This is a genomic window from Mesorhizobium sp. 2RAF45 (assembly GCF_052115225.1).
GTDB lineage: Bacteria > Pseudomonadota > Alphaproteobacteria > Rhizobiales > Rhizobiaceae > Mesorhizobium > Mesorhizobium jarvisii.
On the sequence record NZ_JBFRGG010000007.1, the window covers coordinates 125,329 to 138,806 of the forward strand.

Annotated in this window: 10 protein-coding genes; 6 read left to right on the forward strand and 4 right to left on the reverse strand. The window is 64.6% G+C overall.

Features of this window, described 5'->3' with window-relative positions:
* Positions 1 to 15: 15 nt before the first annotated feature.
* Genes AB4Z43_RS19955 through AB4Z43_RS19965 form a run of 3 tightly spaced genes read right to left on the reverse strand, consistent with a single transcriptional unit; the run spans position 16 to position 5,317 of the window.
* Positions 16 to 3,111, reverse strand: a complete 3,096-nt coding sequence (locus AB4Z43_RS19955; RefSeq protein WP_441938787.1) for an efflux RND transporter permease subunit — start codon at positions 3,109 to 3,111, stop codon at positions 16 to 18.
* Complete coding sequence (locus AB4Z43_RS19960) at positions 3,111 to 4,181, reverse strand: efflux RND transporter periplasmic adaptor subunit (protein ID WP_441938788.1); 1,071 nt, start codon at positions 4,179 to 4,181, stop codon at positions 3,111 to 3,113. Before AB4Z43_RS19960 ends, AB4Z43_RS19955 begins: the two co-directional genes overlap by 1 nt.
* The gene (locus AB4Z43_RS19965) at positions 4,178 to 5,317 is read right to left on the reverse strand and encodes an efflux RND transporter periplasmic adaptor subunit (protein WP_064984603.1); all 1,140 of its coding nucleotides are present in this window, start codon (positions 5,315 to 5,317) and stop codon (positions 4,178 to 4,180) included. The genes AB4Z43_RS19960 and AB4Z43_RS19965 overlap by 4 nt, the downstream gene beginning before the upstream one ends.
* 226 nt (positions 5,318 to 5,543) lie before the next feature.
* Here AB4Z43_RS19965 and AB4Z43_RS19970 point away from each other — a divergent pair, with 226 nt between their 5' ends.
* Positions 5,544 to 6,821, forward strand: coding sequence for a 4-aminobutyrate--2-oxoglutarate transaminase (locus tag AB4Z43_RS19970; protein WP_027047720.1), 1,278 nt, complete (start codon positions 5,544 to 5,546; stop codon positions 6,819 to 6,821).
* Positions 6,822 to 6,932: 111 nt separating this feature from the next.
* On the opposite strand, the gene AB4Z43_RS19975 is transcribed toward AB4Z43_RS19970, so the two are convergent.
* Positions 6,933 to 8,186 carry an NAD(P)/FAD-dependent oxidoreductase gene (locus AB4Z43_RS19975; protein ID WP_441938789.1) on the reverse strand — a complete coding sequence of 418 codons (1,254 nt, stop codon included), beginning with the start codon at positions 8,184 to 8,186 and terminating at the stop codon, positions 6,933 to 6,935.
* Positions 8,187 to 8,620: 434 nt separating this feature from the next.
* Between AB4Z43_RS19975 and AB4Z43_RS19980 the strand changes: the two genes are divergently transcribed.
* The 5 genes from AB4Z43_RS19980 to AB4Z43_RS20000 all read left to right on the forward strand — a co-directional run bounded on the left by AB4Z43_RS19980 (position 8,621) and on the right by AB4Z43_RS20000 (position 13,478).
* Positions 8,621 to 9,910: an imelysin family protein gene (locus tag AB4Z43_RS19980; protein WP_202360923.1), complete on the forward strand. Its 1,290-nt coding sequence runs from the start codon at positions 8,621 to 8,623 to the stop codon at positions 9,908 to 9,910.
* 112 nt (positions 9,911 to 10,022) lie between these two features.
* Positions 10,023 to 10,334: a (2Fe-2S)-binding protein gene (locus AB4Z43_RS19985; protein WP_038652007.1), complete on the forward strand. Its 312-nt coding sequence runs from the start codon at positions 10,023 to 10,025 to the stop codon at positions 10,332 to 10,334.
* The gene (bfr, locus tag AB4Z43_RS19990) at positions 10,300 to 10,785 is read left to right on the forward strand and encodes a bacterioferritin (protein ID WP_019863056.1); all 486 of its coding nucleotides are present in this window, start codon (positions 10,300 to 10,302) and stop codon (positions 10,783 to 10,785) included. Before AB4Z43_RS19985 ends, bfr begins: the two co-directional genes overlap by 35 nt.
* 12 nt (positions 10,786 to 10,797) lie before the next feature.
* Positions 10,798 to 12,399 carry a di-heme oxidoreductase family protein gene (locus tag AB4Z43_RS19995; RefSeq protein ID WP_441938790.1) on the forward strand — a complete coding sequence of 534 codons (1,602 nt, stop codon included), beginning with the start codon at positions 10,798 to 10,800 and terminating at the stop codon, positions 12,397 to 12,399.
* On the forward strand, positions 12,399 to 13,478 hold the full coding sequence (locus AB4Z43_RS20000; RefSeq protein ID WP_240564597.1) for an imelysin family protein: 1,080 nt from the start codon (positions 12,399 to 12,401) through the stop codon (positions 13,476 to 13,478). Before AB4Z43_RS19995 ends, AB4Z43_RS20000 begins: the two co-directional genes overlap by 1 nt.

Genomic DNA, 13,478 nt, shown 5'->3' on the forward strand with positions numbered 1-13,478 from the left:
GGCGCCACGCGAGCGTCAGGCGGCTCCGCCCTCAGGCAAGGCTCCGCTGTGTCCAGCTTGGCTCGATTGCTTCGGCTCCTTGATCCGGAACCACGTCACATAAAGCGCCGGCAGGAACAGCAGCGTGATCGCCGTACCCGCGATGATGCCGCCCATCATCGCGTAGGCCATCGGTCCCCAGAACACTTCGCGCGCGATTGGGATCAGCGCCAGGCTGGCGGCGGCCGCGGTCAGCGCGATCGGCCGCATCCGGTGTTCCGTCGCCTCGATGACGGCCGCCCAGCGGTCCTTCCCTTCGGCGACGAGGTCCTCGATCTGCACGATCAGGATGACCGAGTTGCGGATCAGGATGCCAATCAGCGCCAGCACGCCCAGGATGGCGACGAAGCCGAGCGGCGCGCCGCTCGGCACCAGGGCCGCGACCACGCCGATCAGCCCGAGCGGCGCCACCGCCACCACCAGGAACAGGCGCTGGAAGCTCTGCAACTGGATCATCAGGATCGTGGCCATGACGAAAAGCATCAGCGGCACCACGGCCGCGATCGGCCCCTGGCTCTTGGCGCTTTCCTCGACCGAGCCGGCGGTCTCGACCGAATAGCCCGGCGGCAGCTTGGCGATGAAGGCATCGACCGATGGCTTCAGCTCGTTGACCACGGTGGCAGGCAGCACGTCGCCGACCAGTCCGGCGCGCACGGTGATCGTCGGAATGCGGTCGCGCCGCCAAACCGTTGGCTGCTCGAGCTCGTAGCGGAAATTGGCCACCGCCGCGAGCGGGATCGCCTCGCCGGTGCTGGTCGGCAACTGCATGTTCTGCAGCGTCCCGATCGAGCCGCGTTCGGCATCGCGTGAGCGCGCCACGACATTGATGAGATAGGTGGCGTCGCGCACCTGCGTGATGGTGGCGCCGCCGACCGTGCTGTTGAGCGCGCTGGCGATATCGGAAGAGGTGATGCCGAGCTGGCGCGCCTTGTCCTGCAGCACGTCGACCCTCAGCACGCGTTGCGGCTCGTTCCAGTCGAAGGTGGGGGCCGCCAGTTTCGAATTGGCCGAGATCACACCGGCGAATTGTTGCGCCAGCTCGCGCACCGCCTGGATGTCGGGACCGCCGACGCGGTATTGCACCGGACGGCCGACAGGCGGGCCGAGCTCGAGCAGCTTGACGAAGGCGTCGGTGCCGACAAATTCCTCGCGCAGCAGCTTTTCCAGCGCCGGCTTGACCCGGTTGCGGGACTCGATGCTCTTGGTGACGATCACGGTCTGGCCGAAATAGGGGTTGGCCGGCTGCACGTCGTAGGCCAGCACGAAGCGCACCGCGCCCTGGCCGATATAGGACGAGAAATGGTCGATGTCGGGATTGCCGACCAGCGCCCGCTGCTCGAAGCGCTCCATCTGGTCGCGCGTCTCGGCGATAGAGGAATTCTGCGGCAGGTTCCAGTCGACGATCAGCTCGGGCCGGTCGGAGGGCGGGAAGAATTGCTGCTGGACGAGACCGAAGCCGGCGATCGAGGCGGCAAACAACAGCACTGTGGCGATGATGGTCAGCCAGTGGTGGCGCACCGAGCCGACTAGCACGCGCCGGAACAGCGAGGTGAAGCGTCCCGGCTGGTCGTGGTGTTTCGTCGTCATCGTCGCCGGCAGGATAGTGACGCCGAGCAGCGGCGCGAACAGCACCGCCACGATCCACGACACCAGCAGCGACACGGCGATGACGACGAACAGCGTGAAAGTGTATTCGCCGGCTGCACTCGAATTGAGCCCGATCGGGATGAAGCCGGCGACCGTCACCAGCGTGCCGGTCAGCATCGGGAAGGCGGTCGATGTGTAGACATAGGTCGCTGCCTTGCGCAGATTGTCGCCGACCTCCAGCCGCGCCACCATCATCTCGACGGCGATCATGGCGTCGTCGACCAAAAGGCCGAGCGCGATGATCAGCGCGCCGAGTGAAATGCGCTGCAGCGAAATGCCGAGATAGGCCATGACCGTGAAGGTGATGGCCAGCACCAGCGGGATCGACAGCGCCACGACGAAGCCGGCGCGCATGCCGAGGCTGATGAACGACACCGCAAGCACGATGGCCACCGCCTCGAACAGGGCGCGGGTGAAGCCCGAGACGGCCTCCTCGACGATGACCGGCTGGTCGGCGACCAGGTGCACGCCGACACCGACCGGCAGGTCGGCCAGCACCTTGTTCATCTCCTCGTGCAGCGCCTCGCCGAACTGCAGCAGATTGGCATTGGGCTTCATGCCGATGGCGAGCCCGATCGCGTCCTGGCCGTTGAAGCGGAAAAGCGCCGTTGGCGGATCGGCATAGCCGCGCGTGATCGTCGCCACGTCGCTCAGCCGGAAGAAGCGGTCGTTGACGCGTAGGTTGATGGCGCGAAGGCTGTCCTCGGAGGTGAACTGGCCGCCGACGCGTACGCTGATGCGCTCCGGTCCGGACTGGATGACGCCGGACGGCGTGATCGCGTTCTGCGCCTGCAGGCTTGCCACGATCGCCTGCTGGTTGAGGCCGAGGGCGGCGATCTGGCGGGTCGAGAATTCGAGATAGATCGCTTCGTCCTGCGCGCCGACGAGATCGACCTTGCCGGCATTGGGCACGGTCAGGATCTTGGTGCGGACATCCTCGACATAGTCGCGCAATTGGCGCGGCGTCAGCCCGTCAGAAGTGAAGGCGTAGATGTTGCCGTAGACATCGCCGAAGCGGTCGTTGAAGAACGGTCCCTGCACGCCTTGCGGAAACTGCGCCTTGATGTCGTTGACCATGTTGCGCACCTGAAGCCAGTTCGGCACGACATCGCGCGCCTTGGTGGTGTCCTTCAGGTTGACGAAGATGACGGTCTGGCCGGCGGTGGTGACGGACTTGGTATAGTCGAGGCTGTCGAGTTCCTCGAGCTTCTTCTCGATGCGATCGGTTACCTGCTGCACGGTCTCCTTGACCGATGCGCCCGGCCAGTTGGCCTGGATGATCATCGTCTTGATGGTGAAGTTGGGGTCTTCCTCACGACCGAGATTGAGGTAGGAGAAGATGCCGGCCACGACGAAGACCAGCATGAAATACCACACCATGGAGCGGTGGCTGAGCGCCCAGTCGGAGAGATTGAAGCCCTTCATCAGACGCCGCCCTCCAGCACTTTGACCTTCTGGCCTTCGCTCAGGCTGTGGACGCCGGCGGTGACGACGCGCATGCCGGCGTTGAGCCCTTCAGCCACTTTGAAGGCGCCGCCATTCTTCGACGCGACCTTGATGTCGCGCGTGCTCACGCTCGATGTCTGCGGGTCGACGATCCACACCTTGTCGGCGCCGTTCTTTTCCAGCAGCGCCGAGATGGGCAGTTCGATCGTCGGCGCCACCTTGGTCACGCGGGTCGCCGTCACCGTCGAGCCGAGCCGAAAGGCCTGTGGCGGATCGGTGAGTGTCAGCTTGACGCGCCGGGTGCGGGTCGAGCCTTCGGCCTGCGGCGCGATCTCGCGCAGCTTGGCCTGGGTCTCGATCGTCGGCAGCGATTGCAGGATCACCTGGAACGGCGTGCCGGTGGTGAGATCGCCGGTCAACTGATCGGGGATATCTACCACGGCTTCGCGCAGATCCGAGCGCGCCACGGTGACGACCGTCTGGCCGGCCGAGACGGTCTGTCCGACCTCGGCGCCGACGGCGGTGACGACGCCGTCGAAATCCGAGAACAACCTGGCGTAGCCGAGCTGCTCCTGCGATTTGGCCAGCGAAGCCTTGGCCCGCTCGACATTGGCCTCCGCGGCCTTGCGTGCCTGCTGCGCGGCATCGAAGACGGCCTGCGAGGCGTTGGCCGCGGCAAGCAGCTGGCGCTGGCGCTCCTCGCTGGCGGCAGCATTGGCGAACTGTGCCTCGGCATTGGAGAGCTCGGCCTTGGCTGCTTGCACCGCCAGCTCCAGCGCGGTCGGATCGAGCGCGGCGATCGTCGTGCCCTTGCTGACGATGTCGCCGACCTTGACGTCGCGCGAGACGACCCGGCCAAGCAGGCGGAAGGCAAGGTCGGCGCTGATCTGCGGCTCGACCGAGCCGGCAAAGCCGAAGGTCTGCGTCGTGCGCGGCTCGACCACCATCGACAGCACCGGCCGGATGACCTCCGGTGGCTTTTCCTCCGATTTCGAGCAGGCGGCGAGCGCGCCAAGCGCGAACAGGCCAAGCATGATGGACCGGTTCATTGGCCCGCCCCCGATATCTCGACCGTCTGGCCGGGACTGAGCAACTGCCCGCCCGCGGTCACGACGCTTTGGCCCTCGTTCAGTCCGCTGGCGATGACGACCGTGCCCGAATCGAAAGCCAGCACCTCGACCGGCGTCGGCGCCACCGCCTTGGTCGAGGGGTCGACGATCCAGACCGCCGGTTTGCCCGCGCTGGATGTCAGCGCCTGCCAGGGCAGCAGGATCGCCTTCGCCGGCTTGGCGCTGACCGACCCGATGACGGCCGCCCCGAGCGGCATGCCGGCGGGCGTGTCGGCAATGCCGACCTTGACCCGGATCGAACCGGAAGCCTGGTCGACCGCCGGCGAGATCTCGCGCACCTTGCCTGTCGCCCGGACCTGCGGGTCGGACAACAATGTGATCGTCACCGCCGGCGAGGCCGGCGTCTTGGCGACCAGCGTCTCTTGCACGTTGAACACCGCATCGCGGTCACCGTCCTCGGCGACCGTGAAGACGGTTTGTGCCGCCTGCACCACCTGGCCGGTTTCGACCTGGCGGGCGGTGATCACACCGGCGGCACCCGCCTTGAGCTCGGTGAAGGACAGGTTCTGCTGGGCGTTGGCGAATGCGCTCTGCGCGGCATCGACGCTGCCTTGCGCCACCTTCAGCGCCTGGTCGGCGGCATCATAGTCGCGCCTTGTGGTGAAGCCCTGGGCAAGCAGCGTCTTCTGCCGCTCGAAGGCGGCGGCGGACTGGGTCAGCTGCGCTTGTGCTGCGTCAAGATCGGCCTGTGCGGAGCGCAGATCGGATTGCTGCTCCTGCGGATCGATGCGGGCAAGCACCGCGCCCTGGTCGACATGCTGGCCGACATCAACAAGCCGCTCGGCAATGCGGCCGCCGACGCGGAACGACAGATTGTTCAGCGTGCGCGCCGCGATGACCCCGGTCAGCGAGGTTCTCGGCGCATAGTCGGCCATCGCCACTGTTTCGGTGCGCACCATGATCGGCAGTTTCTTGTCCGCCGCTTCCTGCTTCTGGCAGCCGGCCAGAAGCAATGCGGCTGCGCAGACGCACATTGCCGAGGCGATTGGAAATGACAAAAGACTGGAGGTTCTGACGGATGGCGGCGAGACGAACGATGTCGCGTTCCTGCTCATGGGCTCCCCAAGCCGCGGGTTGCTGATCCTCGCGGATGTCAGGAGGATAATCGATCCCCGGAAAAAGGAAACCGGCCTCGTACGGGTATCGCCCGACTGGTTAAGGCCCGGATCTTCTCGTCGCAGGCCCAATCGCCCGCCGGTGGTGCCGACTTGAGGAAAACATGAAATAAGGTCAGAAGACATCTGATCAACGAGGACGGGCGCCGGCCCGATGAGGGATATCATGAAGAATTCAGCCATTTCCGAACGCAAAAACCAGTCGATCTCGCGCGGCGTCGGCATGACCACGCAAATCTATGCCGACCGGGCCGAAAATTCGGAAATCTGGGATGTCGAAGGCCGTCGCTACATCGACTTTTCCTCGGGCATCGCCGTCGTCAACACCGGCCACCGCCACCCCAGGGTGATCGAAGCGGTCAAGGCGCAGCTCGACCGTTTCACCCACACCTGCCACCAGGTCGTGCCCTATGAGAGCTACGTCAGGCTGGCCGAACGGCTGAATGCCATGCTGCCCGGCAAGTTCGAGAAGAAGACGATCTTCGTCACCACCGGCGCCGAGGCGGTCGAGAACGCCATCAAGATCGCCCGCAATGCCACCGGACGCCCGGCCGTCATCGCCTTCGCCGGCGGCTTCCATGGCCGCACCTTCATGGGCATGGCGCTGACCGGCAAGGTCGTGCCCTACAAGGTCGGCTTCGGCGCCATGCCGGGCGACGTCTATCACGCGCCGTTCCCGGTGCCGCTGCATGGTGTGTCGGTTGCCGATTCGCTGGCCGCACTCGACCGGTTGTTCAAGGCCGATGTCGATCCGGCCCGCGTCGCCGCCATCATTGTCGAGCCGGTTCAGGGCGAGGGCGGCTTCTACGAGGCGCCGCGCGAATTCTTGACCGCGCTGCGCAAGCTCTGCGACCAGCACGGCATGCTTTTGATCGCCGACGAGGTGCAGACCGGCTTTGCCCGCACCGGCAAGATGTTCGCGATGGATCACCATGAAGTCGCGGCCGACATCACCACCATGGCCAAGAGCCTGGCCGGCGGCTTCCCGCTGTCGGCCGTCACCGGCCGCGCCGAAATCATGGATGCGCCCGGCCCCGGCGGCCTCGGCGGCACCTATGGCGGCAGCCCGATCGGGGTTGCCGCGGCACACGCGGTTCTCGACGTGATCGAGGACGAAAAGCTTTGCGACCGCGCCAACACCCTGGGCGCGCGGCTGAAGCAGCGCCTGCAGTCGATCCGCGACGACGTGCCCGAGATCGTCGATATCAGGGGCCTCGGCTTCATGAACGCGGTCGAGTTCAACGACGTCAAGAAGGGCCTGCCGTCGGCCGAGATCGCCAACGCCATCCGGCTGAAAGCGCTCGACAAGGGCCTGATCCTGCTGACCTGCGGCGTCTACGGCAACGTCATCCGCTTCCTTGCGCCAATCACCATCCAGGACGAGGTCATGAACGAGGCGCTCGACATTCTGGAAAGCTCGATCCGCGAAGTCTGCGCCGCCTGAACCGCTTTACCTCCCCCTCGTGGGGAGGTCGGACTGAGGTCCGTGTGGGGGGCTTGGCGCCCACCCCGCTGCTTCGCAGCGACCCTCCCCACAAGAGGGAGGGCAAGGCGGCTATCCCGCAGCTCTTGCCGGCTCATCCTGCTGAAAGGCAGCCAGAGCCGCCTTCAACCCCTCGGGACCCATTGCCACCGTCTCCGGCGTCGGCGAGAAGCCGGCGCCCAGCATCTTGCGGCCAAGCATGTGGTCGCCGGGGCGGTTGACGGACTCGATGCCGAGCAACCGGTCGCCGGCATAGTGGTAGATCGAGAACTTGTTGTCGGGCAGGTCGCCCAGCACGACATGGCTGTCGCCGCCGGCGGTCAGCCCGACCATCTGCAGCTTCATGTCGCCAATATCGGACCAGAACCATGGCACCGCCGAATAGGCATCCGCGTGACCGGTGATCGTGCGCGCCGCGAGGCGGGCCTGGTCGGTGGCGTTCTGCACCGATTCCAGCCGCACATCGCCGCCGGTGAACCAGTGTCGGTAGGAGGCAACGTCGCCGATGGCGAGGATTTCCGGCACCGAACTGCGCATCTGGTGATCGACACGGATGCCGTTGGCGATGGCAAGGCCGGCGTCCTGCGCCAGTTCGACATTGGCCACGGCGCCGATGCCGACGATAACCATGCGCGCCGGCAATTTTTCACCCGACGAGGTCATGGCGGCGACGACATGACCGTTTTCGCCTTCGAGCCTTGAAATCGAGGTGCCGGTGAGGATGCGCACGCCGGCCGCTTCCAGCCTTTGGCGGACATGGCTTGCCACCACCGGCGCCACGGCGCGGCCGAGCAGCCGGTCGACCGCTTCCACCACCGTCACCGTGCGGCCGGCCGCACGCAGCGTCGCGGCGATCTCCAGCCCGATAAAGCCGCCACCGAGGATGACGACATCTTCGCTCCGTGCGCTCAAGTCGCGGATCCGCCGGGCATCGGCCAGCGAACGCAGCGACAGGACGCCGGACAGATCCGAGCCAGGCAGCGGCAGGAGGCGCGGGCGCGACCCGGTCGCCAGGATCAGATGGTCGAAGGCAAGCACGCCGCCGCCTGATATCTCCAGGCTGCGGCCGCCGGCATCGATGCGTTCGATCCGCACGCCCGGCCGGTAGTCGATGGCGTTGCCGGTATAGAAGGCCTCACCCCGAAGCGGTTGCGGTTTGGCGTCGGCATCCTTGATGAAGGTCTTCGACAGCGGTGGCTTATGGTAGGGCAGTTCGTTCTCGTCACTGATGAGGATCACCGGCCCGTCATAGCCGTCCTCGCGCAAACTGGCGGCCGCTTGCACGCCCGCATGACCCGCACCGACAATGACCACGCCGTTCTTCATCGCGTCCCAAATCCTGTTTCGATCCTAGGATCTCTCGGCAGGTGGCAATTGTCTGGCGCCGCCGCAAGAGAGCGTTTGCGGGTCGCACCCGGAACGGCGGCTGTCAATCGTACAGTTCGACAGCGAAGCCGGCGCAGCCGAGGTGTAAAGTTGACTTCTGTAGTTTAGAATAATTCTAAACTATTGTTTCAATTGGCTTTTCCCGTAGATTTTCGTTGACTTCCATCGGCGCCGAAGCTTTATGGGAGCCTGCGTATTGGCGCATCCCTTTGATGTCTGGGCCTTGAACCCGTTCGATTGGAGGCGTTTTGGTGTCTTTTTTCCCCGAACCGCGCAATGGCGCGGCAAGTCTTGGCGCTTTTGGCAACGACGTGGCCCCGCGCCGGTCGCCGCGCGCGCCGCTTACGGAATTTCCGAGAAACTGGAGAGTGATAATGACAGCACGGTATGGCGGCAGGCTGGCGGCGATTGGTGCCACGGCGCTGCTGACGGCGGCGGTGTTCGTGCTGCCTGCCAAGGCGGAAACCGACGCGAAAGCGGTCATCAAGACTTATTCCGATATCGCGCTTGCCAAATATGAGGATTCACTGACCACGGCGCAGGCTCTCGACAAGGCCGTCGATGCGCTGCTGGCCAACCCCTCGGTGGAAACGCTCAATGCCGCCCGCGACGCCTGGAAGGCATCGCGCGTGCCCTACCAGCAGACCGAGGTCTACCGCTTCGGCAACAAGATCGTCGACGATTGGGAAGGTGAGGTGAATTCCTGGCCGCTGGACGAAGGCCTGATCGACTATGTCGCCAAGAGCTACGGCACGGAATCGGACACGAATTCGCTCTATACCGCCAATGTGATCGCCAACAAGGAAATCGAGATCAACGGCAAGAAGGTCGATGCCTCGAAGCTTTCGCCGGAATTCCTCTCCGGCACGTTGCAGCAAGCCGGCGGCGTCGAGGCCAATGTCGCCACCGGCTATCACGCCATCGAATTCCTGCTCTGGGGCCAGGACCTGCACGGCACCGGCCCGGGCGCCGGCGAGCGCCCTTACACCGACTACGACCTCAAGAACTGCACCGGCGGCAATTGTGACCGCCGTGCCGAATATCTGAAGTCCGTCACCACCCTTCTGGTTTCGGACCTGCAGAAGATGGTTAACGACTGGAAGGCAGACGGGGCCGCACGCAAGAACCTGGTCGATGGCGAGCCGAACACGGCGATCTCGGTCATCTTCACCGGCATGGGCTCGCTGTCCTACGGCGAACTGGCCGGTGAACGCATGAAACTCGGCTTGATGCTGCATGATCCGGAGGAGGAGCAAGACTGCTTCTCCGACAACACCTACAATTCGCACCTCTATGATGCGATCGGTATCCGCGCCGCCTACCTGGCCAGCTACACGCGCCTCGACGGCACTGTCGTTTCCGGACCTTCGGTGCATGACATGGTCAAGGCGGCCGATCCGGCGATCGACAAGGAACTGTCCGACAAGCTCGACGTCACCGTCGCCAAGATGGAGGCGATCAAGGCGCGGGCCGAGGCCGGCGAGGCCTATGACCAACAGATCGCCGAGGGTAACGCGGCGGGCAACGCCACCGTGCAGGCGGCGATCGACGCGCTGATCGACCAGACCAAATCGATCGAACGTGCGGTCGGCTCGCTAAACCTCAACGCCATCGCCTTCGAAGGATCCGACAGCCTCGACGCACCCGACAAGGTGTTCAAGTAAGCGCCGAAACCTGGAGCCTGGCCGGAAGCTGATAATCGGCTTCGGAATGGGCTCCGGGACCTGAACAAGCCACACGGCGCGGGAGGCGCCGTCAGCCATCCGAGCACTGTAAATGCTGATCTGCCATTGCAACATCATCACCGAGAAGGAGATCGAACAGACGATCATCGGGCTGCTGGACCTGGACCCCTGGCAACTCATCGTGCCGGCCAAGGTCTATCACGCGATGCAAAAGCGTGGCCGCTGTTGCGGCTGTTTCCCAAATGTGGTCGAAACGATCATTCGGGTTACCGAAAGTTACCACGCCCGCTCCGAGGCGAGCGGCGTCGATGTCGTTTCACACCTGGATCGCGTCAGAGGCCTGCGCGTCCAATACGGGAGCAGAACCCATGAAAGGCGAAAGTCTGATCATCGAGCGGCTTAACGAGGCTCTTTTCCTGGAGCTTGGAGCTGTCAATCAATATTGGGTGCATTTCCGTCTGCTGGAGGATTGGGGGTACACGAAGCTGGCCAAGAAGGAGCGGGCGGAATCGATTGAGGAGATGCACCACGCCGACAGGCTCATCGCCCGGATCATCTTCCTTGAAGGCCATCCGAACCTGCAGTCCGTGGCGCCGCTGCGCATCGGGCAGAACGTCAAGGAAGTGCTCGAATCCGACCTTGCCGGCGAATATGACGCGCGCACGGCCTACAAGCGTTCGCGCGAAATCTGCCATGAGGTGGGCGACTACGTGACGATGAAACTGTTTGAGGATCTGCTGGCTGACGAGGAAGGTCACATCGATTTCCTCGAGACGCAGCTCGACCTGCTCGCCTCGATCGGCGAGGAGAAATATGGCCAGCTCAACGCCGACTCGGCCAACGAGGCGGAGTAAAGGCATGCGGGAATGCGGCGCCTGCTAGAATTCCCGCGCCGCTTGCGGCGGGCCGACGGCTCGCCGTTCCGCCTGAACAGACCAGCCGGACTGGCTCGTCGACGCTGCGCCATTCTCGTGTTGGCGCTGACATCGTCCGCGCTTGCCGGCGAGCTTCAGCCGGCCGGGCTCGCCACCACGCGCAGCGACCTCAATGCCAAGGATCAGGCGCGCGTCGCCGCCGTCACCAGGCCGACCACGGATTTCTCCAAGCCCGAGCCGTTCGAACTGATGCAAGGTGGCGCCGGCACATCACGGAAGGACGTCAGCCGCGATTCCTTCTCCCAATCCTCAGCCAACATCACCTTCGAGGAAGAGGGCGCTTTCAAGCTCGGCAACGCCCTCTTCCGCAAGAACTGGGTGTCGTCGCCATCTTCGACGCAGGCGTCGGACGGGCTGGGTCCGCTGTTCAACGAACGCGCCTGCCAGAACTGCCATCTGAAGGACGGCCGCGGTCGCCCGCCGCAAGGCGATACCGGCACCACCTCGATGTTCCTGCGGCTGGCGCGCGATGCCAGCAACGCCGAGGAAAAGGCAGCCCTTGCCGACCGCGAGCTGACCAATTTCCCCGACCCGGTCTATGGAACGCAATTGCAGGAGCTGGCTGTGCCCGGCTTGCGCGGCGAAGGCCGGATGCGCGTCGATTATCAGGAACGGCAGGTGACGCTGGCGGACGGCACGGCGGTTTCCCTGCGCAAGCCCAGCTATTCCGTCACCGATCTCGCCTATGGGCCGCTTGATCCGCGCACCACGCTGTCGCCGCGTCTGACGCCGCCGATGATCGGCCTTGGCCTGATCGAGCAGATCGCACCGGCCGATATTCTTGTTCACGCCGATCCGGAAGACCGCGATAATGACGGCATCTCCGGCAAGCCGAACATTGTGCGTGACGGGCTGAGTGGCAACCTGACGCTTGGCCGTTTCGGCTGGAAAGCACAGACCGCGACGATCCGCCAGCAGGCGGCGGACGCCTTCGCCGGCGACATCGGCATCTCGACGCCGGAAGAACCAAAGCACTGGGGCGATTGCACCGCCGCTGAGGCAAAATGCCTGGCCATGCCGAATGGCGTGCAGGCCCGCCTCGGTCCGGTCGAGGCGCCGCCGCCGGTGATGGATCTCGTCACCTTCTATTCGCAGAACCTGGCCGTGCCGGCACGCCGCGACCTCGCTGCGCCTGATGTGCTCGCCGGCAAGAAGCTCTTTTACGAGATCGGCTGCGTTTCCTGCCACACGCCGAAATTCGTCACCCGCCGCGACGCGCCCAAAAAGGCGCAGGCCTTCCAGTTGATCTGGCCTTATTCCGACTTCCTGCTGCACGACATGGGGCCTGACCTGGCCGACGGCCAGGCGGTGGGCGATGCGACGGGCAGCGAATGGCGCACCCCGCCGCTGTGGGGCATCGGCCTCACCGAAACCGTCAACGGCAATTCCTTCTTTCTGCATGATGGCCGCGCGCGCAGCCTGACCGAGGCGATCCTGTGGCATGGTGGCGAGGCGCAGAAGGTGCGCGACCGCTTTGCCACCGCCAACGCGGCCGAGCGCGATGTGCTGGTCAAATTCCTGGAGTCACTGTGATGTTGAAGCGCTCTGCACTGGTTCTCGTCCTTCCGCTGGCTCTGCTCGGTGTTTTCCCCGCCTCGGCGGCGGTGAAAGCCTCCGACATCATCCAGCGGGCGATCGACGGCTTTGTCCGTCCGGCCTATGCCGGCTTGCACCAGCATGCCGAAGCGTTGACGCAAGCGATGCACAGGCTCTGCGAAGCGCCCTCGCAGGGGGAACTCGATGCGGTGCGGGCCGAATTTTCCGCCACGGTCTATGCCTGGTCGTCGGCCGAAATCATCGGTTTCGGACCGATCAAGGAGAACAACCGGCTGGAGCGCACGCTCTACTGGCCGGATCGCAAGAGCATTGGCCTCAAACAGGTGCAGGCGGCGCTGGCGGACAAGGATCCGACCGCCACCGATCCGAAACAACTGGCCGGCAAGAGCGTCGCCATGCAGGGGCTGGGCGCGCTGGAATTCGTGCTTTTCGGCGACGGTGCCGACGCGCTGGCGGGCAAGGACGATCCCTATCGCTGCGCCTATGGCGCGGCGGTTGCCGGCAATATCGAAACCATGGCCGGTGACGTCAGCGCGGCCTGGAACAAGCCGGACGGCTTTGCGGCGCTTTGGGCCAATCCGGGACCGCAGAACGCGCTCTACCGCGACGGCAACGAAGCGGTCACCGAACTGGTCGGTGTTTTCATCAACGAGCTGGAAATGATGAGGGATGTCCGCCTGAAGGGGTTCCTTGGCGGCAAGCCGGATGCCGACAAACCGAAACAGGCGATCTACTGGCGGTCGCAAAACACCGCCAATGCGCTGGCCGGGAATCTCGCCGGCGTCGACGCGCTGTTCCAGGCCTCGAAACTTGGCGATGCTCTGCCGCCCGATGCACGCTGGCTGGCGGAGTCCGTCCATATCCAGCTGGTCAACGGCGTCGCCACCGCAAAATCCATTCAGGGTCCGATCGACAAGACGCTCGCCGATCCGGCGCTGCGCGAAAAACTCGAGCATTTCGCGCTGATCACCTCCAGCCTGTCGACCCTGATCGGGACCCGGCTGACCGCAGAATTCGGCCTGACGGCCGGGTTTTCCTCGCTGGATGGGGACTGA

Coding starts and splice junctions, on each gene's coding strand:
- AB4Z43_RS19955 (WP_441938787.1), bottom strand. CDS start 3,111: ATGAAGGGCTTCAATCTCTCCGACTGGGCGCTCAGCCACCGCTCCATG.
- AB4Z43_RS19960 (WP_441938788.1), bottom strand. CDS start 4,181: ATGAACCGGTCCATCATGCTTGGCCTGTTCGCGCTTGGCGCGCTCGCC.
- AB4Z43_RS19965 (WP_064984603.1), bottom strand. CDS start 5,317: ATGAGCAGGAACGCGACATCGTTCGTCTCGCCGCCATCCGTCAGAACC.
- AB4Z43_RS19970 (WP_027047720.1), top strand. CDS start 5,544: ATGAAGAATTCAGCCATTTCCGAACGCAAAAACCAGTCGATCTCGCGC.
- AB4Z43_RS19975 (WP_441938789.1), bottom strand. CDS start 8,186: ATGAAGAACGGCGTGGTCATTGTCGGTGCGGGTCATGCGGGCGTGCAA.
- AB4Z43_RS19980 (WP_202360923.1), top strand. CDS start 8,621: ATGACAGCACGGTATGGCGGCAGGCTGGCGGCGATTGGTGCCACGGCG.
- AB4Z43_RS19985 (WP_038652007.1), top strand. CDS start 10,023: ATGCTGATCTGCCATTGCAACATCATCACCGAGAAGGAGATCGAACAG.
- bfr (WP_019863056.1), top strand. CDS start 10,300: ATGAAAGGCGAAAGTCTGATCATCGAGCGGCTTAACGAGGCTCTTTTC.
- AB4Z43_RS19995 (WP_441938790.1), top strand. CDS start 10,798: ATGCGGCGCCTGCTAGAATTCCCGCGCCGCTTGCGGCGGGCCGACGGC.
- AB4Z43_RS20000 (WP_240564597.1), top strand. CDS start 12,399: ATGTTGAAGCGCTCTGCACTGGTTCTCGTCCTTCCGCTGGCTCTGCTC.